22 protein-coding genes are annotated in these 24,991 nt (G+C 44.4%); 3 read left to right on the plus strand and 19 right to left on the minus strand.

Going from position 1 to position 24,991, the window contains the following annotated elements; genetic code table 11:
- Nucleotides 1-81: 81 nt before the first annotated feature.
- Nucleotides 82-579, minus strand: a complete 498-nt coding sequence (locus tag EJP82_RS05395; protein ID WP_127191012.1) for a Crp/Fnr family transcriptional regulator — start codon at nucleotides 577-579, stop codon at nucleotides 82-84.
- 272 nt (nucleotides 580-851) lie between these two features.
- On the opposite strand from EJP82_RS05395, the gene EJP82_RS05400 reads away from it, so the two are divergent.
- Both EJP82_RS05400 and EJP82_RS05405 read left to right on the plus strand, forming a co-directional pair.
- Nucleotides 852-2,105 (plus strand): DNA polymerase IV, encoded by a 1,254-nt coding sequence (locus tag EJP82_RS05400; RefSeq protein WP_127191013.1) that lies wholly within the window; start codon nucleotides 852-854, stop codon nucleotides 2,103-2,105.
- Complete coding sequence (locus EJP82_RS05405; RefSeq protein ID WP_127191014.1) at nucleotides 2,102-2,584, plus strand: YhjD family protein; 483 nt, start codon at nucleotides 2,102-2,104, stop codon at nucleotides 2,582-2,584. Before EJP82_RS05400 ends, EJP82_RS05405 begins: the two co-directional genes overlap by 4 nt.
- 36 nt (nucleotides 2,585-2,620) lie before the next feature.
- Here EJP82_RS05405 and EJP82_RS05410 read toward each other — a convergent pair whose 3' ends face one another.
- From EJP82_RS05410 to EJP82_RS05445, 8 genes are all read right to left on the minus strand, one after another.
- Nucleotides 2,621-3,781, minus strand: a complete 1,161-nt coding sequence (locus EJP82_RS05410; RefSeq protein ID WP_127191015.1) for a Gfo/Idh/MocA family protein — start codon at nucleotides 3,779-3,781, stop codon at nucleotides 2,621-2,623.
- A gap of 189 nt (nucleotides 3,782-3,970) precedes the next feature.
- Nucleotides 3,971-4,717, minus strand: coding sequence for a type I methionyl aminopeptidase (gene map, locus EJP82_RS05415; RefSeq protein WP_127191016.1), 747 nt, complete (start codon nucleotides 4,715-4,717; stop codon nucleotides 3,971-3,973).
- 14 nt (nucleotides 4,718-4,731) lie between these two features.
- Complete coding sequence (locus EJP82_RS05420) at nucleotides 4,732-5,346, minus strand: TetR/AcrR family transcriptional regulator (RefSeq protein ID WP_127191017.1); 615 nt, start codon at nucleotides 5,344-5,346, stop codon at nucleotides 4,732-4,734.
- 212 nt (nucleotides 5,347-5,558) lie between these two features.
- On the minus strand, nucleotides 5,559-5,849 hold the full coding sequence (locus EJP82_RS05425; RefSeq protein WP_127191018.1) for a stage VI sporulation protein F: 291 nt from the start codon (nucleotides 5,847-5,849) through the stop codon (nucleotides 5,559-5,561).
- Between the two features lie 83 nt (nucleotides 5,850-5,932).
- Nucleotides 5,933-7,978 carry an ATP-dependent DNA helicase RecG gene (gene recG, locus EJP82_RS05430; RefSeq protein ID WP_127191019.1) on the minus strand — a complete coding sequence of 682 codons (2,046 nt, stop codon included), beginning with the start codon at nucleotides 7,976-7,978 and terminating at the stop codon, nucleotides 5,933-5,935.
- Nucleotides 7,979-7,991: 13 nt separating this feature from the next.
- Complete coding sequence (locus tag EJP82_RS05435) at nucleotides 7,992-8,861, minus strand: DegV family protein (protein ID WP_127191020.1); 870 nt, start codon at nucleotides 8,859-8,861, stop codon at nucleotides 7,992-7,994.
- Nucleotides 8,862-8,903: 42 nt separating this feature from the next.
- Entirely contained in the window at nucleotides 8,904-10,673 is a 1,770-nt protein-coding gene (locus tag EJP82_RS05440) for a DAK2 domain-containing protein (protein WP_127191021.1), read from the minus strand.
- A 16-nt stretch (nucleotides 10,674-10,689) separates the two neighbouring features.
- The gene (locus EJP82_RS05445) at nucleotides 10,690-11,049 is read right to left on the minus strand and encodes an Asp23/Gls24 family envelope stress response protein (RefSeq protein ID WP_127191022.1); all 360 of its coding nucleotides are present in this window, start codon (nucleotides 11,047-11,049) and stop codon (nucleotides 10,690-10,692) included.
- A 292-nt stretch (nucleotides 11,050-11,341) separates the two neighbouring features.
- Here EJP82_RS05445 and rpmB point away from each other — a divergent pair, with 292 nt between their 5' ends.
- Nucleotides 11,342-11,530: a 50S ribosomal protein L28 gene (gene rpmB / locus EJP82_RS05450; RefSeq protein WP_127191023.1), complete on the plus strand. Its 189-nt coding sequence runs from the start codon at nucleotides 11,342-11,344 to the stop codon at nucleotides 11,528-11,530.
- A gap of 162 nt (nucleotides 11,531-11,692) precedes the next feature.
- Here rpmB and spoVM read toward each other — a convergent pair whose 3' ends face one another.
- From spoVM to fmt, 10 genes are all read right to left on the minus strand, one after another.
- On the minus strand, nucleotides 11,693-11,773 hold the full coding sequence (spoVM, locus tag EJP82_RS05455) for a stage V sporulation protein SpoVM (RefSeq protein ID WP_036621610.1): 81 nt from the start codon (nucleotides 11,771-11,773) through the stop codon (nucleotides 11,693-11,695).
- Nucleotides 11,774-11,980: 207 nt separating this feature from the next.
- Complete coding sequence (gene rpe, locus EJP82_RS05460; protein WP_127191024.1) at nucleotides 11,981-12,649, minus strand: ribulose-phosphate 3-epimerase; 669 nt, start codon at nucleotides 12,647-12,649, stop codon at nucleotides 11,981-11,983.
- Between the two features lie 4 nt (nucleotides 12,650-12,653).
- On the minus strand, nucleotides 12,654-13,565 hold the full coding sequence (gene rsgA, locus EJP82_RS05465) for a ribosome small subunit-dependent GTPase A (protein WP_127191025.1): 912 nt from the start codon (nucleotides 13,563-13,565) through the stop codon (nucleotides 12,654-12,656).
- A 24-nt stretch (nucleotides 13,566-13,589) separates the two neighbouring features.
- Nucleotides 13,590-15,644 (minus strand): Stk1 family PASTA domain-containing Ser/Thr kinase, encoded by a 2,055-nt coding sequence (gene pknB, locus EJP82_RS05470; RefSeq protein ID WP_127191026.1) that lies wholly within the window; start codon nucleotides 15,642-15,644, stop codon nucleotides 13,590-13,592.
- Nucleotides 15,641-16,414 carry a Stp1/IreP family PP2C-type Ser/Thr phosphatase gene (locus tag EJP82_RS05475; RefSeq protein ID WP_127191027.1) on the minus strand — a complete coding sequence of 258 codons (774 nt, stop codon included), beginning with the start codon at nucleotides 16,412-16,414 and terminating at the stop codon, nucleotides 15,641-15,643. The genes pknB and EJP82_RS05475 overlap by 4 nt, the downstream gene beginning before the upstream one ends.
- Nucleotides 16,415-16,420: 6 nt before the next feature.
- Nucleotides 16,421-17,476: a dual-specificity RNA methyltransferase RlmN gene (rlmN, locus tag EJP82_RS05480; RefSeq protein WP_127191028.1), complete on the minus strand. Its 1,056-nt coding sequence runs from the start codon at nucleotides 17,474-17,476 to the stop codon at nucleotides 16,421-16,423.
- Nucleotides 17,477-17,741: 265 nt separating this feature from the next.
- Nucleotides 17,742-21,014 carry a DUF5704 domain-containing protein gene (locus EJP82_RS05485; protein ID WP_127191029.1) on the minus strand — a complete coding sequence of 1,091 codons (3,273 nt, stop codon included), beginning with the start codon at nucleotides 21,012-21,014 and terminating at the stop codon, nucleotides 17,742-17,744.
- 37 nt (nucleotides 21,015-21,051) lie between these two features.
- A complete protein-coding gene (locus EJP82_RS05490) occupies nucleotides 21,052-22,302 on the minus strand; it encodes an S-layer homology domain-containing protein (protein ID WP_127191030.1) in 1,251 nt (416 codons plus the stop codon).
- Between the two features lie 283 nt (nucleotides 22,303-22,585).
- Entirely contained in the window at nucleotides 22,586-24,046 is a 1,461-nt protein-coding gene (gene rsmB / locus EJP82_RS05495; RefSeq protein ID WP_127191031.1) for a 16S rRNA (cytosine(967)-C(5))-methyltransferase RsmB, read from the minus strand.
- Nucleotides 24,043-24,987, minus strand: a complete 945-nt coding sequence (fmt, locus tag EJP82_RS05500; protein WP_211350045.1) for a methionyl-tRNA formyltransferase — start codon at nucleotides 24,985-24,987, stop codon at nucleotides 24,043-24,045. Before fmt ends, rsmB begins: the two co-directional genes overlap by 4 nt.
- Between the last annotated feature and the right edge of the window lie 4 nt (nucleotides 24,988-24,991).

The raw sequence follows: 24,991 nt of genomic DNA on the forward strand, positions 1-24,991 counted from the left end.
ATACGCCAAAAGGCAACGAAATCCCAGCTAAGGATCGTTGCCTTTTAAGTTTTGAGCAGTTTTATCCGTTCCTTAAACGTTCTAGTGTCCGCGCAATAATCGGTTAACGGTCTCTCGTCTAACACCAATCAGTTGGCCTATCTCCTCCTGAGTCAAATATTCCGTTAGAGGAATGCCATTTGCATGATTCTTCAGCCATTTCTCAAGTAGCCCCAGTCTTTCGGCAGGGGTACCCACGGTCAGATGATCCAGTCGTTCCTGCATGAATCGAACTTTCTCCTGTAACAGCTTCGCCACTTCAAGCGGCTTTTTTGGATCCTCATTCAGCTCACGATACCAGTCCTGAGCCGGGATAGTCTCCACCTCACTGCGGATGAGTGCTACTGCCGTACCATGGATATCTTTAGGTGAGATAAGTGAATGATGCGGAACCATTTCACCAGGGTATAGAATGTTAAATAGAACCATATTCCCATTCTCATGTAGACGCGTCACCTTGAATAAACCACTCTTGATATGGTATATGAACGCTCCCTCATCGCCCTGCCGAAATAAAATCTCTCCCTTATGTAAAATCATTCATCCCTCTCCATTCCGATAAGCCGCTATTAAAAACTATTATATCAAAAATTAAGACAGACTTCTCTGTTATTCAGAGTCTAGCTTAATTTTTTACTATTCTATATCTTGTTGGATTATTTAGCCTTTGTATTATTGAGCATGATCTGGTATATAATAAAAGGCGAACATACTTTCGTATTTTTCATAAAATGAAGGGTCATGAGGTCAAAGATTATACTTGAATACACCCTATCCCATGATCACGAGCATTTTTAACGGAGGGTTAACCCATGACGAGACAAATTTTTTTAATCGATGGACAGTCCTTTTACGCATCCGTGGAAAAAGCGGCTCATCCCGAATATCGTGATAAGCCAGTTGCCGTCGGAGACCCCGCAAGGCTAAATGGTATTATACTGGCAGCATGTCCTATCGCTAAATCTTACGGTGTAACTACAGCGTCACGAGTCGGAGAGGCATTAGCTAAATGTCCAGAATTGATTGTCATCCGTCCCAGAATGCGGACCTATATTCAAATCTCGCTATTAATCACACAAATCTTCGAATCCTATACAGATCTTGTGGAGCCTTACAGTATCGATGAGCAATTTTTGGATGTTACAGGCTCGCTCAATTACTTTGGATCTCCTCATGAACTAGCCAGAAGAATTCAAGACCATGTACATCTATCAACAGGTGTCCTGACAAGGGTTGGGATAGGTCCTACGAAAGTTCTCGCCAAAATGGCGACCGATAATTATGCCAAAAAGATACCGGAAGGAATATTTGAACTCTCATTTGATAAATTGGAATCTACATTATGGAAGCTCCCTGTGCATCATATGTTCATGGTAGCATCCGCTATGACCCGTCACTTTACCCGGATGGGCCTAACCTGCATCGGTGATATTGCATGCATGGAATTCGGTGAATTCAAACAGCGAATGCGGCGTGAAATGGGAAAACAAAGCGATATCCAGGCGGGGTATTACTGGCAGATTGCACGGGGAATCGATCCAAGCCCCGTTGTAGCTGGAATACGACATCAGTTAAAATCGGTCAGCCATGGCAAAGCGCTTCGCTGGAGTCTATACACCGGGCTCAAAGACATTGAAATCGTCCTGCTTGAGCTAGTCATAGAGGTCTGCCGACGCACCAGGCGACATCATTATATGGGCTCAGTTGTTTCTGTCTCCGCTGCGGAAACGGATGGTAAACGATCTACTTGGTTTAGTCGACAAACGACACTACCACAACCGACTTCCCTAACCCATGAAGTTGCTGCTGCTGCACATAAGCTGTTCATAGAACACTGGAGTGGATTACCTCTCAGTAACCTAAGTGTTTCCTTATCTCAACTGACGGACGATAGCATGATTCAACTTACCCTTTTTGAAGATCGATCCCTCGCTTATCGTAAAGAACGAGCGATCGATGGAATCAAACATCGGTACGGGAGCGATGCCATTGTGCGCGCCTCTTCTCTAATGGAAGCTGGTGTGGCACGAGAAAGAGCCGAACAAATTGGAGGGCATTATAAATGAGTAAGCTTGACGATAACGAACGGTGGAAATCTAAGATGTTATTGACAGAACATGTTGAGGGTTATGAACAACGACAACATTCTCATGAGAACAAGATCATCACTACCGAGGAACGGACAATGATCCGTGACTATATTTTACTACCGTACATGGAAAAGATGGTTCAGAAGAGCCTAGCTGACATCGAATACTCAACCAATATTCTAAAACGCCTATATCTGATGGCCGGCCAAAAGATTCTGGACCAGATCGTAAAAGACTTATATAGACTACGACGTGAGCTTAAGAGACGTAATATCAAAATTTTAACTGAGGAGCAATCCGAGTTGGTTGTCTATCATCGTTATTATTGTCGGGGATATGAGGAACAGTTTGGTATGACTCGTGATGTTATGCGATCAGAGATAAGCTTGCAATTGACAAAGTATATCTCTGGGTTAGCCATGCAGCTCAAAGAATACTCCAAAGAAACAAAATGAAGAAGCACCTTACAACTAACGACAAAGTCTGTTACATTACATTTCAGATATATTCACCCAGCGGCGCTCATCAATCGAGCGTTCAACGGCTTCAAGCACAGCCTGACATTTCACTCCGTCACGGAAATTAGGCTCTGGCTGTCGCCCTTCCTCAATAGCGGAAGACAATTCTAACATTTCGTGAATGAATGTGTGCTCAAAACCAATCGTATGACCCGGCGGCCACCATGCGTCTGCATAGTCATGCGTAGGGTCTGTTGCAAGAATACGGCGAAATCCTTGCACATCCTCATCATCAGAAGTGAAATAAACTTCAAGCTCATTCATCCGTTCAAAATCAAACTTCACACTACCTAAACTTCCGTTAATTTCAAAAGAATTCGTTGAGCGGTGTCCAGCGGCAAATCGTGTTGCTTCAAAACTGCCCATGGCACCGTTTTCAAAACGGGCTAAAAACAACGTCGCGTCATCTACAGTTACCGGACCCTTAGGATCATCCTTGCTTCCTTTGGCACTTAAGCCCGTCATTTCAGTGGCAATCGGACGCTCCTTGATGAAGGTCTCACTCATCCCGATAACTTCGTGTATATCTCCAACTAGAAAATGAGCCAAATCAATGAGATGAGCACCAAGATCACCATGAGAACCGGACCCGGCGATTTCCTTCTGTAATCTCCAAACCAATGGGAATTCGGGATCAATAATCCAATCCTGCAAGAACCACGCTCTAAAGTGATAAATAGTGCCTAATCTTCCACTCTCCACAAGCTTTTTCGCCAGTCTTACCGCCGGAGAAAAACGATAGTTGAATCCGACCATATGGACGATACCCGCATCTTCAGCAGCATATAGCATTTCTCGAGCATCCTCTAATGTTAGCGCAAGCGGCTTTTCGCAGAAGATATGTTTACCCGCATGAGCTGCCGCCAGCGCAATCTCCTTATGCGCATTACTTGGCGCGTTGATATCAATAAGATCAATGTCCTCCCGGGAAATTAGTTCTCTCCAATCCGTGACACTTTCACTCCAGCCTAACTGAACTGCCGCTTGACTCACCGCGCCAGCATTTCGCCCGCAAATAACGGACATCTCCGGCTTTATTGCCTGGGGGAAGAACATCGGCAAGCTTTGATATGCATTACTGTGAGCTTTGCCCATAAATTTATAACCGATCATTCCAATGCGTAATTGCCCCATCAGCTTCGCAACCTCCTTACGAGTTGAGATATAGATCATCCTTTCCACTTATGTACACGCGTACATTCTCTCGCAAAGAATGACCTTGGTCAATCCTTATTTATAGATACCATTTAACTATGGAATAAAAAAAAGACCGTTCACCAGCTACGCTCGCGAACGATCTCCTCGATTGTCTGTCCTATGATCTTATTGGGCCGTTAAGATTTGTGGACCATCGCCCATAATAACAATGGTATGTTCATATTGTGCGGATAGCTTGCCATCAACGGTTCTCGCTGTCCATTCATCATCATCGATCGTGATCCGATACGTTCCTTCGTTGATCATCGGCTCAATAGTCATGGCCATACCTTCCTTCAACCGGATTCCTTTACCAGCAATGCCTACATGCTCATAATTCGGCTCTTCATGCAAACTTCTACCGATTCCATGTGCCAGCAAGTCACGTACGACTGAAAAACCATTGGATTCCGCATGAGCTTGAATGGCTGAAGTCACATCACCCAGACGATTCCCGGGTAACGCCTTCTCAATCCCGATATATAGGCATTCCTTCGTAACCTTCATCAGCTTCTCTGCAACCGGACTCACTTGGCCAATGGCATAAGTCCAACCCGAATCACCGAACCAGCCATTGTATTCGACCACGATATCGATTGTAACAATGTCGCCATCATCTAATTTTCTGCGTGACGGAAAACCATGGGCAACCACATCATTAACAGAAGCACATGTTTCAGCAGGAAAGCCATTATACCCTTTCGTAAACTGCTTCCCGCCTAATTTTACAATATGCCTAGCAACCATATCATTAATTTCGAGCGTGGTGATCCCAGGCTCAATAATCTTAGCAATCTCTCGGTGACAGTCTGCCACAATCTGGCTCGCCGGTTTCATTTCTTCGATTTCTCTTGGTGATTTCAATATAATCATCTTCGTTTCACTCCTTAAATTTGCACTTTCTTACGCTGAATTAGGCCCTCTAACAGAAAATCAGCGATATCTTTGGCATCCTCCTGTAAGCTCCCTACTCTAAGGGAAGGCAAGGCGCATCCAATCAAAGAGGCAAGCAACATTTGAGCCCTCTTTTTCGCATTTAGTAAGGGTAATGAGGTTTCATGTGCGATTAAGCTTGCCAAAGGTATGAACACCTTCTCTTGATAAGCTGTAACAAGTGACTCAGCCTGTTCCCCAGACAATGAACGAAAATCATCGATACTCATTTTACATAACAAATATAAGGCATGATCCTCTGCCCAGCATTCCATAAGTGAAACAACAGTGTCTTTAAACTCACATGGATTAGAGTTACCCTGTTTTGCTACACCATACATCCATTCAGCGGCCCGATCCATAGCCTGCCACAACAGATCATGGAGTAGATCGTTTTTGTTCTTGTAATAGTGATAGACCGTTCCATATCCAAGACCTGCCTCAAGGGCTACATCTCGAATTTCCATGAGCATGCCTTTATCGAGATAAACGTCGGCGGCCGACTTAACAATTTGGGTCATTCGAATTCGCCTTATTTCTTCGTTCTGCTCTCTCGTTCGCGGAGTCATTGGATGTATCAGCCCTTCTTTCTTTTGACCTACTGTCATGTCGATATAAAAAAGTATATACCAAACAAGAAATTTATAACAGCCCTAATATTACGAGCTACCTATTTTTCTCAAACTTGCAGCATTTAAGTGTGATAAAAGGAAAAGGACAGCCAGAGTAACTCTGACCATCCTTTTGGGATGATGTGCTTATAAAATAAGTATCCCTGCCCTTACCGGAACATACCCCATAATTTTATTAGATGGAGTGTATTACGCGGGTCGATTTTCTGATCGATCACAAACTGTACAATTTGCTCCTCCTGCGCCCCAGTTAACTGTTCACTTAACAGCTTTGTCGACGACTTAACAAGTCGACGTACTTTTGCGCGATCCTGCAAATCTGATTTGGTCAATCCGTCTACAAGCTTTTTGACCCGTTCCTTCACTGCTGGATTTTTCATTTTGAGTTTGATTCGCTCTACTAACTGTGGACTGATTCCATATTGTTGATAATTCGCCAAAACTACTCAACACCTCCCGTCACTTGGAGACCTTCTCTAATATATGACGGAAAGACTGTATTTAGTGCCGGGCAGAAAGAAAACTAATCGATTAACTCACCTTGTAAGATTTGCTCCCGCTTTAGAAAACTCCGTAGCGGTCCATATTGTGGTGATGTCCAGAAGGAGGGTTCTCGCACCAACCGAGCGGCATCATCTCTCGCGGTCTCTAACACAGCGAAATCACTAACCATATCCGCGATGCGAAATTCCGGTACACCGCTCTGTTTCGTACCGAAGAAGTCACCAGGACCACGCAGCTCCAGATCCCTCCTAGCCACTTCGAAGCCGTCGTCACTCTCCGTCATGACCTTCATCCTCTCACGCCCTACCTCCGACTTAGGATCGGCGATAAGCACGCAATAGGACTCATGCTCACCCCGGCCAACACGACCCCGCAACTGATGAAGCTGAGAGAGGCCGAAACGATCCGCATCCATGATAATCATCAATGTTGCATTCGGCACGTCTACTCCAACTTCTACAACCGTCGTCGAAACGAGTAACTGCACCTCATTATCGTAGAAGCCACGCATAACTTCTTCCTTCTCAGCTGAGGTCATTCTCCCATGCAGTAGCCCAACCTTGAAATCTGGGAAGGCCTGTCCCATCATCACGTACAGATCAATAGCATTCTGTACATCCAGCTTATCCGATTCTTCAATCAACGGACAGATAAGATAAGTCTGACGCCCTTGCGATACTTCACGCGAGATAAAGCCAAGCACACGATCCATCATGTCTTGCTTAACCCAATAGGTCGAGATCGGCTTGCGCCCCTTCGGACGCTCCGATAGTGTAGAGACATCCATATCACCAAATGCCGTAATCGCTAGTGTCCGTGGGATCGGAGTTGCCGTCATCGTCAGCACATCGGGATTGAAACCTTTACGCCGCAGAATACTCCGTTGGTTCACACCAAAGCGGTGCTGCTCATCTGTCACGACCATACTCAGTGAACGAAAGAATACATCCTCCTGAATCAGTGCATGCGTACCTACCACGATATCCGTCAATCCCATTTGTAGAGATCCCAGTAAATCCTTCCTTCTTCGCCCCGTAACGCTTCCTGTAAGCAGGCCTACAGAAATTCCAAATGGTTCAAAAAGTTTGGACAACGACCGGACATGCTGCTCTGCCAAAATTTCAGTAGGAACCATAAATGCACCCTGATGCCCTGATTTCACCGCAGCAAATAATGCAATTGCCGCAATTACTGTCTTACCAGAGCCTACATCTCCTTGTAACAGTCGGTTCATACAGAACGAGGAACGCATATCTTGCAGGATTTCTAGCTCTACCTTCTTCTGTGCATCCGTCAACTCAAAAGGCAAACTACGAACGAACTCACGTATCGTCGAATTTTCGAATTCATGACACACACCATCCATACGTTCATAATTCATTGCCCTGTAGGCCTGAAGCTTCAATTGGAACAGAAATAATTCCTCGTATACCATCCGCCGCCGTGCAGACTGCCCTTCCTCATTATCTTGAGGCTGATGAATACGCTGAATCGCACGTTTACGAGCCATTAGCTTGTATTCATCCAGAAGTTCCTGCGGCAGTATTTCCGGAATCATCTCTCCATATTGAAGCAAAGCTTGGCCAATACTCTTGCGCATCCAAGCCTGTGTAATATTGCCGCCAACCGAGTAGACAGGCTGAAGACTCCCACTTCTTACCGTTCCTTTATCCGGAAATTCTGATTCTGACACCGTTAATTGGCTACGCCGTTGATCCCATTTTCCTGTCAGAATGATTTCCCGACCTGCCGTTAGCTGGTCTCTCAAGAAATGACGGTTAAACCATGTGGCCGTGAACATCCAGTCCTCCGCCACCATCTTACAGCTTAATCTGGATTTGCCCCCATATCGTTGTAGTACGGGAACACCCATTATTTTTGCCTGTACCGTTATCTTATCTCCATCCTTAACCTCAACTAACGAGCGAAGTCGATAATCTTCATAACGATATGGATAATATTCAATCAAATCATTTACCGTAGAGATGCCAAAGGCGTGAAGCTCTCCGGCTTTCAGAGCGCTCACGCCATTAACTTGTTTAACTGGTATTTCTGTTAAATTCATATCGTTCCCCCGCTTAAGCCGGCCACACGAACACTGCTAACGTGCCCGGTCCGACATGTGTGCCTACAACGGCTCCGATACTCGTACGAACCACTTCGTGTAAGGTAAAGTGCTCTGCCATCAACGCTAGGAACTCTTCCGTTCCTTCCGGATTAACAGCATCACATACCGCTACATTCAGGTCCTTATGATCTCCGAAATCTTTAATAAACAATTCGATAGCACGGGCAACAGCCCGCTTACGACCTCTTGCCTTATCTACCGCATATATAACGCCTTCCCCATCCACTGAAAGAATAGGCTTAATATTAAGAAGTGTACCGACAATCGCCGCTGCTTTCCCAATGCGACCGCCCTTCTGTAGATATTCTAGCGTATCCACTAGAAAATAAAGTCTACGCTGTTTACCTAAATCAATCACCTGAGCGGCAATGTCCTTAGCTGCTAGCCCTTGCTTAGCTAATCTAGCCGCATGAACCACTTGCAAACCAAATCCGTATGTAGCGCACAAGGAATCAATCACGGTAATATCGAGTTCTTCACCCAACTCTTCTTCCAGCATATCTTTGGCCAATAAAGCCGCTTGATATGTTCCGCTCATACCAGATGAGAGATGAATTGAGATGATCGAAGCGCCGGGAGTATCCAGCAAGAACTTCCGATAAACTTCAACATATTGGGATGGAGACGTCTGAGAAGTCGTTGGTAAGTCGCGCGACTTCGTCAGCTTGTCGTAAAAATCCTCCGCAGTAATTTCTATGCCCTCCAGAAAAGATTCCTCTCCAAATGCGACTCTCATTGGAACAATATGAATACCATATTCAGAAAGCATCGCCTGCGGGACATCCGCCGTACTATCGGCTACAATAACGACCTGACTCATTGGATCTCCATCCTTTCAGTATTTCACTGATTTCAAGACCAATCAGGATTCAACAGAAAATAAATAATAATATATAGGTTGACCGCCTGTATGCGTCTCTACTTCCACTTGAGGATAATTTTCTTGAATCCAAGCTGTAAGAGATTCGGTCATCTCGTCAGTGGCTTCTTCGCCAGCCAGCACAGTAACGATCTCATCGCCATCAGCTAGCATGCTTGCGATTAGCTTTTGACTCGTTTCCAATAAACCTGACTCGGTAGCTACGATTTTGGAATCAGCAATCCCGATATAATGTCCAGCCGTAATCTCTAGATCATCAAATACCGTATCCCGAACTGCAGTAGTTACTTGTCCTGTTTTGACATTCTTAACGGCATTCAGCATGTTATCACTGTTACTCTCTACCTGCTCTTCCTCTTGGAAAGCAAATGCCGCAGCTATCCCTTGTGGAATGCTCTTACTCGGAATAACAGTTATACTCCGTTCGCCTTCAAGAAGATCCTTCGCCTGCTGGGCAGCAAGTATAATATTCGAATTGTTAGGCAATACAAATACATGCTCTGCTGAAATAGAATGAATCGCCTTAACGAAATCCTCTGTGCTTGGATTCATCGTCTGGCCTCCAGACAGAACAACATCCACACCCAAACTAGAGAAGATATCTGAAATTCCTTGTCCAGATGCAACGGCGATAAACCCATATGGTGCTAGTTCATGCGCTGGAAGCTCAGCCGATTCTGCAATACGGACTGGCTCCGCAGGGATATCCGCGAATAATTCTGGCATAGAAGCAGCGTCCATACCTGCCGATAATAGATCACGGTGTTGCTCACGCATATTCAGAATATGAATCTGAGTAATTTCTCCATAACGCAGTGCCAGATTCATAACTTCACCAGGCTGTTTAGAATGCACATGTACTTTGATGACTTCGTCATCCGCAATCACAATAATGGAATCCCCATCTTTGGATAACTCTTTACGGAATTGGTCTTCATCGAAGCGTACACCTTTAACATCACCTAGTTGGCGATTAATGAAAAACTCCATATCATATAAAAATTCAATATCCTCCGTCTCAAGGCGCGCTTGAGCCGATAGCGGAACATGTGAAACCACACGCGGCGCTGTCGAAACCGGTGAAGATACTGGAGCTGAGGCTTGTCCTTCAGCCTGTACATGTGTCGGTAGCTTACCGTTAGTCAATACTTCCATGAATCCTTCATAAATATATACAAGTCCCTGTCCACCAGAATCAACGACACCTACTTGCTTCAGTATAGGCAGTAATTCAGGTGTGCCCGCGAGAGCCTCCTGTGCTTTTGCCAACACTTCCGTCATTAGTTCTACAACATCTGTTGTCCGTCTGGCATAGTAAACAGCGTGCTTAGCAGATTCCTTGGCTACGGTAAGAATCGTACCTTCTACGGGCTTCACAACCGCCTTGTAGGCGGTGTCCACTCCACTCTGCAATGCAGCAGCAAATTGAACTGTATTTAACTCTTCGTATGGAGCAGCATATCGGCCGAAACCGCGGAATAACTGAGACAAAATAACGCCAGAGTTCCCCCTTGCGCCCATCAACAACCCTTTGGACAAAGTGCCCGAGCGGCTGCCTATGCCTCCTGATCCATTATTCTTTAGCTCGGCCACGCCAGCTGTCATTGTCAAATTCATATTTGTTCCCGTATCCCCATCAGGAACCGGGAACACATTAAGAGAATTGACATGTTCGGCATGCGCTGCAAGCCGTTCCGCTCCGGCAAGTACCATGGCGGTAAAATCTGTTCCATTTAGAGAACGCTTACTCAATTGAGAATTCCCCTTCCTAGCTTGATACACGTACGCCCTGGACTGAAATGCTAACTTTATCCACATCGAGTCCAACGACTTCATTTAATACGTACTTCACTTTTAGTTGAATGTTGTGTGCAACCTCAGAAATCTTTGTACCATAACTGACTATAATATAAAGATGAATTGATAATCGATTATTGTCTAGGTTAACTTCCACACCCCGGGTCAAATTTTCACGCCCGAGCAATTCGGCGAAACCATCTTTAAATTGCTTTCGGCTTGCCATTCCTACTAGTCCATAACATTCCATGGCGGCCGATCCAGCGATAACCGCTATTGCTTCATCCGATATATTGATTTGTCCATATTCGGTATTCAGTTTTATAGTCACGACTGCATTCACTCCTCCCTTGAAATTATTATGGACTAAACCATATTGTACTATAAGAACAAGGAGAAATAAATAAAAGAACTGCATGAGATCAAAATTAAATTTAATGATCAGTTGACGGCGCTTTTTTTACTATGATATTATATGTTAGTATTGTTTTATGAGGTTTCCTCTGCCTATTTGGCATTGATGAAGGAAATCAACTGGTAGAATGCCGGCTTGAACAATAACTATGCATGAATAAATAACTGTTATTCTCAAGACAGGTGTAATTGAACAGGAGGTGTAATGAATGTCTCGCAAATGTTATGTGACTGGTAAAACTCAAGGTACAGGTAACCATGTATCACACGCAAACAATCGCAATCGTCGCTCTTGGGGCGTGAACGTACAGAAAGTCCGTATTCTAGTAGACGGTAAACCTAAACGCGTATACGTCAGCACTCGGGCTTTGAAATCCGGTAAACTGACCCGCGTGTAATGGTGGGAATAAGCATATAGACAAAAAGCACCTTTTCTAATTAGAGGTGCTTTTTTGATGCTCCCATATCCCCACATCGCATTTCGCGGGCGAGCGCCGCAAACTGTGATGGCAGAGAAGTCCGCGCGCGCCCCTACCGCTTCACCTACCAAACGGTGGTTCTTAGTTTTTGTGAAATGTGTTCAGAACGGCTTTTACAAATCCCCCCAAAAACTTAGGCAGCTTGAATGTGTAAAATTTCATCATTTACCCTCCCCATCATTCTCATGCCTTCAGCCTATTCTATGTCACAAGCCCTATACTCGTGTATTCTCGTCGCAAAAAAAGAAGGCTACATGAGAACCTCTCATGTAACCCATTGTATGCACCGCATGCTTTCCCTATTCCACCCGGACGAGTAGAAGTACTTGTCATACATAGGAAAGCACGCGTTATTCCTGAATAAAAAAATTACCGAGGCAAAGTAACACTATCACGAATTTCAGCCATCGCAGCCCGGCGATCAACTTTACCAAACACCGCACTTCCAGCAACCAACACATCAGCCCCAGCTTCTACAACAAGTGGTGCAGTTGCAGAAGTAACGCCCCCGTCCACTTCAATGTGGAAATCGATGCCGTGCTCTTGCTTCCATTCACGCAACTCTGTGATTTTACGCAGCGTTCCCGGAATAAAAGCTTGTCCTCCAAAGCCAGGATTAACTGTCATGATCAGAACCAGATCTACATCTTCTAATACTTCACGGATTGCAGACACTGGTGTAGCTGGATTGATGGCAACTCCTGCCTTAACACCATGCTCCTTGATCAAATGCAATACACGATGCAGATGCACACAGGCTTCCGCATGAACCGTGATCATGTGCGCCCCGGCTTTAGCAAAAGCAGGAACATATAATTCCGGGTTCTCTACCATTAAATGTACATCCAGCGGCAACTTCGTATGGGGAGCGATCGACTCCATTACTAGCGCACCGAACGTCAGATTAGGTACAAAATGACCATCCATCACATCAACGTGGATCCAATCGGCTCCGCCGCGTTCTACCTCGGCAACTTCCTCGCCCAATTTAGCGAAATCTGCGGATAAAATAGAAGGTGCAATACTAATGTTCGTCATGAAGTTAATACCTCCGTTTTTTTTCTTTCATTTCTTCATGGAACTGCAAATAATGTTCATACCGGCTCGCTGCAATCTCGCCAGCTTCCAGTGCTTGTCGAACCTTACAACCTGGCTCATGTAGATGGCTGCAACCACGAAATTTACAGTTTTCAGCATATGATTGGAATTCTATGAAGCAGCTAGACAATTCATCTGCCTCAATCTCCATAAAATCCAGCTGGCTGAACCCTGGTGTATCGGCAACGTATCCGCCGTTCGTAAGTTCCATTAATTCAACATGTCTGGTTGTATGACGTCCGCGTCCAAGCTTCATACTAATTTCCGCTGTTTCCAGTGATAACTCAGGTAACATCGCATTCAGTAACGAGGATTTACCAACGCCCGATTGGCCTGAGAAGACGCTAATTTCTCCAGCTAATCGGGATTTCACTTCCTCTGTTCCCAGCCCTGTTTTGGAGCTCGTGACGATAACGTCATAACCGATACTTTTATACAAATCAGCCGTTTGTTTCGTTATATCATGGGTCAGATCATTCTCTTCCTGCTGCTTCAGAAGATCCCTCTTCGTGAGGCATATGAGCGTACGAAGTCCCGCATGCTCGATGTGAACAAGGAATTTATCAAGCAACTGAAGATTTAAATCAGGCTCCCGAAGGGAGAAGAGTAGCACTGCCAATCTCGCATTCGCGATTGGTGGACGAATTAACTCCGTAATCCGAGGCAAAACCTCATCGACCATGCCCTCCCCATTCTCCGTTAAAGAATAGCGAACCTGATCTCCTACAAGGGGAGTTACCCCGTTTTTCCGAAGTATACCGCGTCCTCGACATTGAATAGTACCATTTTCAACTGAATCAGCGGGTTTCACATAATAATATCCGCTTAATGCCTTAACTATTAAGCCCTCAGGCATATATGCCGGCCTCACTTTCATGTCTCATAAGCCGTTACCCGAATTACCTTCTTCGTTCCAGTCCATAGGATCTTCCTCCGTTGCGCTTGTAGGCATATCTGGAATAGGTACAGTACCCTGCTTGGCATCAAAATACGAGATCGAATAGGTCGCCAGTGGAATACCATCCCGTTCTACCGAAACGACTCCGTTCTTATTAGGAGCCAAAATTAAATTGATGGAGAGATACTGTTCCTTCCCAATACCTTTGGTGCCCCACTCTTGATTATCTCCCGTTGCATCACTGTATACAACACGAACTGTACTTTTCTTACCTACCTCAGCTGGAGCAACCGGAAGTTGATAAGTGTATTCTAAAGCCTCCGGCGGATAACCGGAACTAATTGTGAGATTTATTTCCGATCTTGGTGTTACTGGTTCGTTCGGAGCATATGGCCATTGAGCGGTAACTTTACCTGCCTCAATTTCAAAGCTTGGTTCATTCTTGACCCCATCTTTTGCAACTTTTAGATCCAGCTTGGCAAGTATAGCCTCAGCTTCCGCTAACGTTTTATTAACCAGATCTGGCATGACCACATCTTCCGGACCTTTGCTGACTGTCAATACAACTTCAACTATAGCAGGGTCAAAGTCAGTATTCGCTTCAGGATTTTGTACCATAACTTTCCCAGCCTCTACGTCCTTACTGAAATCCTCTTTTTTCTCGATGTTATCCCTACCTACACCAAGCGCAACCAGCTTCTCTACAGCCTCTTCAAAAGTATAATCAGTGAGCGGTGGCATTGGAGAGAGTGGCTTAGCGGTGCTGACCGTCAGTTCAATGTTTGATCCTTTTTTAACAAGGGTACCTTCAGGTTTACTTTGATCGTAAACCATACCCTCTTCTATACCTTCTTTGTATATACGATTAACCTTATCAACCTCGATACCCGTCTCGGACAGAAGAGTAGTAGCTGCTGCTTCCTGCATGTTGATTACACTCGGAACCTTAACCTCTGGAATAGTTAATGTTGCTTTGACATACCACGCTACTCCAACCAAAGCTAATAATAATAAGACCGTCAGACTCACCCATAGCACTGGCTTGCGCCACGAAGACTTATTAGGTTCTTTGCTACCACGTTCTTCGGAAAATTGCGAGTCTCGCGAGAGTTTCTGTGAGCTCGCAGAGTTCCTTACCTGAGGCTTAATAGCAGGTATAACACGAGTACTATCTTCATCCTCATCATCTATAAATGCCATTTTTGATTCCAACCGCCGCTCTGGAAGCAGACAAGTTTCTAAGTCACGTAGCATTTCCCGTGCCGATTGGTAACGTTCTTCAGGATTTTTGCGCATCGATTTTAAAATAACGTTCTCCACACTTTGTGGAATCATCGGATTCACCATGCGTGGTTCATCAAAGTGCTCTTGCAAATGTTTCAGAGCAACACTAATGGGACTCTCACCAAGGAATGGGAGGCGTCCCGTTAACATTTGATAGAGTACGATTCCAAGTGAATATAGATCAGACTTCTCCCCCGTCGCCACACCTTTAGCGTGCTCCGGTGAGAAATAATGCACTGAGCCAACCACCGATCCTGTTTGCGTAATCGTTGATGAGGTTGCCGCCCGAGCGATACCAAAATCAGTAACCTTTACTCGGCCATTACGTCCGATAAGTATGTTATGAGGCTTAATATCTCGATGAATGATTCCATTATGATGGGCATGATCCAGTGCGTCAGCAATTTGTGAGGCGATTCGCACCGCTTCTTCAATCTGCAGTGGCGCACGTTCTTTAATAATCTCGTTTAGATTCTGACCGTCAATACACTCCATAACAATATAGTGAACCTCATCTTCCTGCCCCACATCATATACACTTACAATATTAGAATGCGACAAGGAAGCCGCAGACTGTGCTTCACGGCGAAAGCGACGGATAAATTCCTCGTCGTTCACAAATTGTTGGCGCAGAACTTTAATGGCCACATTGCGATTCAGCAGAATGTCACGCGCTTTATATACAAGCGCCATTCCACCTCCACCAATCCGTTCAATAATCTGATAACGACCACCCAATTCGTGCCCGATCATGAATTCAACTCCTTTATGCTTGACCCAGCTTCTTCATGAAATTCTAATAAGGCGACCGAAATGTTATCATCGCCCCCCGCATTCAGTGCAAGCTGAAGCAGACCATTTGCACGCTCATCCAAAGATAGAAAATTCGAGCTGAGCGTCTGGGTCATTTGTACCGTTGTTACGTAATTGCTGAGGCCGTCGCTACATAACAGTAAGATATCCCCTGGCTCCATCGTGAGCGGATCCATATCAACCGTCACTTGTTCATCCGTACCGAGCGCTCTTGTAAGAACGTTTCGACGTGGATGAACACTAGCTTCCTCTTCAGTAATCTGTTTACTCTTCACGAGTTCGTTAACCAACGAGTGATCCTCAGTTAATTTGACTACTTCTCCTTGCCGGAATAAATAAGCCCGGCTATCGCCGATATGGCCAATGACTCCCGCCTGGCCCTTCAGAAGAACAGCAACGACTGTAGTTCCCATGTTGTGATATTCAACATGTTCCTGAGATTTACGGAATACGACTTCATTGGCATGCAGAATAGCCCGCTTCAATGCATTGTCGCAGTCCTCTAGGGTTATACCAACAGGTAGAGAACTTAAGTCCTGTACAATCGTCTGTACCGCAAGCTGACTGGCCGTATCTCCCGCCTGATGTCCACCCATCCCATCAGCAACGATCCCTAGCACATAACCTTGCTCCATATGAACAACCTTGGTACTATCCTCATTTACCGAGCGAACACGTCCTACATCACTTACATAAACCGTTCTAATCAAACTCCATCACCTCGCACTAGACTCGCCAGACTCCATATGCTTCGCACGTAATTGACCACAAGCAGCCGCAATATCATGCCCTTGCTCACGACGGATCGTTACATTGATGCCTTTATCCGCCAATATGCGTTGAAATTGAAAAATATCACTTCTCGAAGTCCTTACATACTTCCGCTCTGGCACATGATTTACTGGAATTAAATTGACGTGACAGAGCATATCCTTCAGCACATTAGCAAGTTCTTCTGCATGCTCTGGACGGTCATTAACACCTCCGATTAGCGCGTACTCAAAGCTAACTCTTCGCCCTGTTTTGGCGATATAATATCTGAGCGATTCCATCACATCGTCAAAAGGAAAACGACGATTAACTGGCATCAACTTGGAACGGAGCGCATCATTTGGTGCGTGAATCGAAATAGCTAGATTAATTTGTGTACCTTCATCCGCAAACTTGTAAATGTTTGGAACGATACCACTTGTAGATACAGTAATATGTCTTTGTCCAATGTTCAAGCCCTTTTCGTGAATCATAATCCGCAAAAACTTCATCGTTGCTTCATAGTTTTCAAATGGCTCGCCTGTTCCCATGATGACAATGCTGCTTACGCGTTCTCCACGGGTATCCAAAATTCTCTGGGCCTGTACAACTTGAGCAACAATCTCACCCGCAGTCAGATCCCGTTTCAAGCCTCCAAGCGTGGAAGCGCAGAAGGTACATCCAACTCTACAACCGACTTGAGTCGTTACACAAATGCTGTTGCCATAGTTATGTTTCATAACAACTGTCTCAATCGCATGATCATCATGAAGGCCGAATAGAAACTTAACCGTTCCGTCCTTCGATTCAAATTTCGTAATTTCATTCAACGTCACGAAGTCAAAATGATCTTCTAGCTTTTGACGTAACTCCTTTGAGAGGTTACTCATTTCCTCAAATGAATTCACTCTCTTAACATATAACCAATCAAAAATCTGACCCCCACGAAAAGCTGACTCTCCTTGTTGAACAGCCCACTCTTGTAGTTCCTCTAAAGTAAAATTGTATATAAAGGGTTTCATTTTCACACACCTATTCTATAGTATATCGTAAGACTTACCTCACTCATTCTACCTATTTTAGCATAAATCGCGATTACACTAAAGTCCAAGCGAAATGAGAAGGTTTTCCGGATACCCACTATAGCAAAGAATTTTATAAAGTAAAAGATAAAAGACCAAATCAACAACTCATGATGAGCGTCAAATTTGGCCTCTCCATATTATCATTCGTAAATAGCATACTCAGTTAGTGTCAGATCATACGGAAAACAGTCGGAAAATGCAATCAATGCGTCACCGTAGAACGGAAATCGTCTCGACTTGATCTATTTGCGTCATACAAGACAACATCCCCATCCATCAGGGTTAGTGTCACTCCATATGGATCCTTAACAATGCGGGAAAATCCCTCCATCTGCGTCCATTGATTCATTAGTTGAGCATCGATATACTGCAGGTACGGAGCGTTCACTTCTCCATCTCTTACAGTCTCGATGTTAAAATTCACGACAATATAACCCTCCTTCAGAAATATCGGAGATTTGTCCGACAAGCCACTATGAGTTCTTCCATATTCCGCCACGTTTACACCCGATTTAACAGCATATAAATCAGCCGGTAAGCTATATTCACCATACCACTTTTGTATAGATGCATTGACTCGGTCCGGTGCCACACTCACAGGAATTCCCTTTTTGGGGCCTATGAAAGTACGGATACTTTCCGTTAACCGCAGTAAACTCAAATTACCAACCGAAGTCTTTAATTTGGTTGTCTTGTTAATATATTTATTTACAAACTGAGGTCGTCCGATTGCCACGATCTGGCTAAACGTATAGTAATGATCGTATTTGTACAACGCCGTATCCGTCAGTTCTTCATTCGATACATTCCGCAGTCGCTCGTTCAAAATGACATATCTCTCAACCTGATCACGTGATGAACCGATCCTAACGTAACTTTTGCTGCTCGTATGATAGTAAAGATCCACACTCGTACGACTTCCATTTTTCGCATCAATGAAATAGAAGCTAGGCTTAATCGTAATCTGATCCTGCTTACCAAACATATTTCCTTTGGTTTTTAGGTCAAACTTGAAATGATAGCCCGTCTTGATCACAGCATTTTTGTAAAGTGGATGGCTGCCAGGCCGAATCGGCAATGTATACCTCTGCGTGTTACCTCGCATCGCACCGTCGATGTCCCCCAATCCAACCCAATAGGACGCCCCCGTCGGGGTCGCTAATCCCTTAGCCGTACGAAATACCGTTTCCCAGTTATAATCAGCGATATCCGTAACTCGGAAATCATATACCCGTCCGATGACATCCACTGGCACCGTATCATAAGCGATATGGTTAGTTAAATTGAGGTTGGCGTTCGTCTGTTGCGATGCCCCAGAAGGAGCATTATGCGCAATCGTCTTGAACTCAACATCATAGAATCCTTCATCCACCCACACCGGAAGGAAATACGTGAAAGTCTCTTGAGATTTCTCCACTTCAATCCAGGTATTCTTGGTATAAAAGATAGTCTTTGTTCCGTCATATACATCAAAAGGGAACCTCACATGTTTACTGCCAATGTACTGGAGATAGTTGCGATTTCCATATCCAAGATAGTTCGTATGCTGACCATTGTTAGGCATATCCACTGTAAATGGACGGTCGAGAATGATTGCGGAGCGTCCCGCGGCTGGCTTTGTCTTCTGGTTATGTGCTGTGTCATCGGACACATCTGGATAACTGACGACTGGTGTATGTACGGTAACCCAATTGATCCCATAGATAGGATAGTTCAAAGTTGAAGAACCATTCACCTGACCATAATATATCGTACCTGTGCTCTGCTGGTCTGCCTTATTCGTCTTACTGATTGGTATAACGTTGTTAGGCTTATACAGCACATTATCTCCAATAATTGAAGCGTTAGGGATGACTGAAGGCGTAGGTGCTGTGTTAGATCTATATCCTCCATCCATTAAAGTGTCATTAAAGAACGTAAATGTATCATTGTTCACGGTAACACTAACGGCATTTTCCGCGGCTTCCTGTGGGTCTTGATCAAAGGGAACTTCCAAATCTTCTGGAATTTCGTCCGGTTCGTATCCACTCGTCGATGTAATGTTATAATACGGCGTGTTGTATCCAACTGGCTGTATTCGTATTCCTCCACTGTCAAACGCATAATTCCACAGAGCAGCTTCATTGATCTTATAGACTTTTACATCTTCAATCGTCCAAAACGAATATTCTTTCTCGACTTCAACAGAGACGGTACTACCTTCAGGTTCAGTCTCCCCTTCACCTCCTGGTTCTGGAGTCGGCGTAGGAGTAGGTAAGGGAGCATTTGGATCTGGAGGTGGTGGGAGAACCAATACATTCACCGTAAATGTACACTTCCCGGTCATCTCTTGATACTCATAATTATGTAAGTAATTTTTAGTCCATACATTTCCATAGATACTGTCTGACGTAGGGATTCCCTGTAAGACATTAAACGCTTCGCTTCCCCGCCTATCCGCTTTGATAGCTGCGCTCACATTGGGGTTCATATCTTGTCCTTGCATTGTGCGTCCAGATGAAGGTTCTGTGCATTCTACCCCGCTGGGATCAGGTGGGTCTGTTTCGCCTGGTCCACCACCTGGATCATCTCCGCCGGTATAATAGACCTTAATCCGATCAGGGTAGCGATAGGTGTAGGTTTTTAGCGTGTATTCATATGACGATAAATAATACATCATTGCTGCGTTTCCAGCAGATAGTGGGTGGTAATAGCCTACGTGGTCATAGTTCTGTGAGAAGTAAATATCAGCATTGTCAACATCTTTAACGACGAGGTCCATTATTTCTGTTGAAACATCTGTTTTTCCCCTACCGAATGGATATTCGATATTGATTCTATCTGTCATTACTGACGCATTAGAGTCAGGGTTTAAAGAGTCCAATATATCGGCATCCTTTTCTAAAACTGCTGTTTTGAAGCTCCCGATGTCCGGGTATGTTTCACTTTTGTAGGGAACCGACCTAGCAAATATACCTAAATGTTTAATTTTTTTGCCTGGATAAGCATCCAAATTAGTACCAGGTGTTTTTTCAGGTGTAATAGATCCTAGAGGCCAATGCAGACTGGATGAGGTACTCATAGTCCATGCTGTATCCGAAGCACCTCGTTGAAACGCAATCGTTGCTCCTGATGGCGATTTATTTTCAAAGGAAACAACTAGTACCTTTTCGCCAACGAATTCAACCGCTTTATTGATTTTTTGCGCGCCTACTGTCTCAGTTTTAACAATCTCCGGTCCTTTCAGAAACTCAATTTTGGTGATTATTTTTCCTTCTCCTACATCTTCTGCTAATTGTGTTGTTAGCTTACTACTACCTGCAAAAACAGATTGATATCCCCTCAATATATTAGCTTCAGTTAGTCCGTAAGATATTTTTTTTTCGGGAAGCGAAAACTCTTGTTCGGCAGTTGCTGAACTAGTAAAATTTGATAAACATGATGAAACTAAAGTACAGACTACAAAAAAAGGAATAGTCTTTGTGATTATTTGCAAATTTATTCACCTCCAAGGGTGAGCCTGTTCGTTTCTATTACTCACCATATTTAGGCCCCTTCACTTCTAACAAGACATTAAGCTTATATCCAGCAGCAACTTTATTGTTAGTAAGAATTTGAATTTTCAATTTCTTTTCCCCTTGAATCCAGCCTGATTTCGGCACGATAGTCACATTTAAATCATTTTCTTTGTGATGATATACAAGAGTTGGCCTATTAAGTATTCCCTTATAAAAATCATCTTTATTGTTCCATTGCATGCCTGATAGCATTGCCGAAGGGCCTAAAATATCTGAACCATACCGATTCGGATCTTTGTTGAAGATCTCTTTTCCTTTAAAATACAGTAGATAACTGTTCATCGATTTGGTAACAGGGGCTTGGTCAATCGGTACACCATCTATAACACCAGAACCATAACTCCACTTCAATTCACTCACCGGAGGAAGCAGTTTCAAATTCGGATCATTCGGATCTTCTAAGTCAATTGCAATCAGAGCTTCTAACACACCTTTGTAATTTCCGTCCTTTGTTTCCAAAACCATGAGATCCTGACGCCACAATTCTTCAATCGTCTTTCCTGCATAATCCTTTTCATCCGTTACATAAATTTCCGGCATCACGGTAAAGATGTTCGTTCCATGCCATGCAATTTCTGCGCTTCCTACTGCGTATTTATCAACTGGTAGTGTACCGCCATCTTTCACAGACAATATGCGTTCGATGATCGTCACAGACTGGGCACGAGTCGTTGTTTTGTCTTTACCTAGTTCTCCCTTACCCAAGCCAGTAATGAGCCCGGTTTTTGTTGCAAGGTACATCCATTTATCATCTTCATTTGTACTAGCGCCTGTTGCACGAACAGCAATACGCGCCAGTTCTTGACGTGTGATGTTGGTATTCCATTCTTTATCGTTATTTGCAAAATCTGAGGTTGCATACAAGGTGTTCTCCTTAGCAACTTTCACATAAGGCTCGTACCATGCGCCTATCCCAGTTTCAATCGGTAAGCCTAACGCTGTCACGACCATTTTTATAAATTCATCCCGCTTAATAGGTTGGTCCGGTTTAAATAAACCTCCTGGATACCCGGCCACATAGCCCTTTCCTATGGCTCGTTCAATATCACCCTTAGCCCAATGATCTATTTTCACATCCGTGAATGAAGTCTGACTATCTACCGCTGCTTCTGTTGTTGTTTCCACCGCTTGTTCAGCACTAGTCCCATTTGTAAATCCAACCAACAGAATAGCAAACAATAACCAACTTACGATTCGCTTTTTCATTTAAATCACTCTCCCATATTTTTTATGAACTCTATTGTCCTATGCTCGTCTATACGCTCTCTTTTGTCGGATAATGTTGAGTGGCTCTTATGTATTCCTACTTATTTCGCTAAAACGAGGTTTGTGACCTCCTTCACAATTACTTATTTGATAAAATAAGGAAAAATAAACATAAAAAAGACACACCTCGTCAATCGAATAACAATTGTGAGGTGTGCTTCACCTGTTTTCCATTTTATAACATTATATCCCCGTTCGTAAATAGCTCGCGAGGAATAAATATTTATTTACTGCTCTCCCGTTTTAACAAGCGAGCAATATAAAAACCATCTGAATGATAATCCTGTGGCAATATTTGCAGACCGACCTTTTCTCTAGCGCCAGCCTCATTTAAACCTTGAAAAACGCTAGAATCATCTTGTGCAATTTCAAATTCAGGATGACGATTCAAAAACTGCTGCACCATTTCACTGTTCTCCTGAGGTTCAATCGTACATGTGCTGTAGACCAATATTCCCCCTGGTTTGAGCAAACCACATACCTCATCTAACAACTCCATCTGAATTCCCCTGATTTCAGAAATATCTTCTGGAGTCTTAGCCCACTTCAGATCAGGTTTGCGGCGAATAACTCCAAGTCCTGAACATGGAGCATCAAGCAGAACACGATCAAAAGATTCCGCCGGAAACCGCTCGGCCAATTTTGCTGCATCCTCCGATAATGTGTCTACATTGCCCAATCCCAGTCGCTTCGCCTGATCTTCAATCAGCTTGGCTTTGTGAGGATGAATGTCGTTCGCGATAACCTTGCCGCTACCATCTAGCTTTTCGGCAATATGACAAGTCTTCCCACCAGGAGCCGCACAACAATCCAATATGGACATACCAGGTTGTGGATTCACAGCATGAGCCACGAGCATTGAACTTTCATCCTGTACGGACAACAAACCGTCCCGGTACCAAGAACTCAAAGCCATATTCCCACCGCTATTAACGATGATACCATCTAGTGATACCCGAGACTCAGACACATTCAAACCTTGATCTTCCATTTGCTTCAGTAGTTCATCTCGGCTAATCCGTGAAGTATTCACTCTTACACTAACCGAAGGAGGCTCATTGTTTCCCTCACAGATGGCTTCAGCAGTTTCTACTCCATATTGTTCAATCCAGCGGGACACAAGCCATTCAGGATGTGAATGTTGGAGTGAAATCCGTGCCACTGGCGATAAATGATCAGGAAGCTTCAATTCATCCTTGCTTCTCAGCACACTACGAAGTACTCCATTGACCATTCCAGAAATTCCTTGATGTCCACGCTTTTTCGCTATATTAACTGCTTCATTAACCGCTGCATGCGGGGGAATCCGGTCCAAATAATACAACTGATAGAAACTTAGGCGCAATAAATTTCGCACCCAGGGTTGCAGCTTGCCAAGTCCCTTTGACACAAACGGCTCAAGCAAATAATCAATCGTATTCAGACGTGAAATCGTGCCGTATACAAGCTCCGTAGCCAGTCCAGCATCCGGACCTGATAATCCAGACTTTTGCAAAGCCCCGTTTAACAATAAGTTACTATATGCACTTTCTTGCTCAACCCCAGTTAATACTTGAAGCGCTGTATCCCGTGCTGATGGTTTCGAGTTCGCTTTTGAATTCGAGTTACCCCGGCTCTGCTGAGGTTTTACCCCGCTACGATCGCGGTTTCCGCCTCCAGAATTAACGCTTTTACCATTACTCATGACAATACCGTGCCTTTCTTCATCACACCACCGCGGATAAATTCAGTTGCTTCCATTGCTTTTTTACCTGCCGGTTGAACCCGGGTTAACAGGACACTGCCGTCCCCTGTCTTGACTTCAATCCCACGCTCCGACAAATCCAAGACCGTACCGGGAGCTTGTCCAGATGCCGCAGAAGCTAACACCTCAGAAGGATTGGCTACCGCCCAAACCTTAAATACTTCATCGTTCCACATCGTAAACCCACCAGCAAAAGGAACTAATCCTCTCACACGATTAAAAATCTCACGCGATGAGGCCGTCCAAACAATTCGCTCGTCATCGCGAGATAAGTTGGACGCATATGTAGATTCCTCATGGTTCTGCGGAATCCGATCTGCCGTTCCAGCAATAATTAATGGTAGTTGTTCCAGCAACAGTTTGGCACCAGCCACGCTTAGCTTTTCAAAAACAGAACCAGACGTGTCCTCGTCCTCAATCGGAACGACAGATTTAGCAATCATATCACCCGTATCCAGACCTTCTGCCATATACATAAGCGTAATCCCCGTTTCCTTCTCTCCATTGATAATGGAGCGTTGAATAGGGGCGCCGCCTCGGTACTTCGGAAGCAATGATCCATGAATGTTAAGGCAACCATACTGTGGCAGATCAAGCACCGCTTTAGGCAAAATCTGACCATATGCTGCCGTTACAATAAGATCCGGTTTCAGTGCAGCCAACTCCTCCACTGCTTCTGGAGAACGCATACGCTGCGGCTGTAATACGGGAAGACCATGTTTTAACGCGGCTTCCTTGACAGGTGTTGGAGTTAGCACTTTTTTACGCCCTTGCGGACGATCCGGTTGAGTCACAACGCCTACCACGTTGTAACCTTCCTTTAGCAAACTTTCTAAAGAAGGAACCGCGAATTCCGGGGTTCCCATAAATACAATATTCATCGAA

Source organism: Paenibacillus anaericanus (assembly GCF_003994475.1).
GTDB lineage: Bacteria > Bacillota > Bacilli > Paenibacillales > Paenibacillaceae > Fontibacillus > Fontibacillus anaericanus.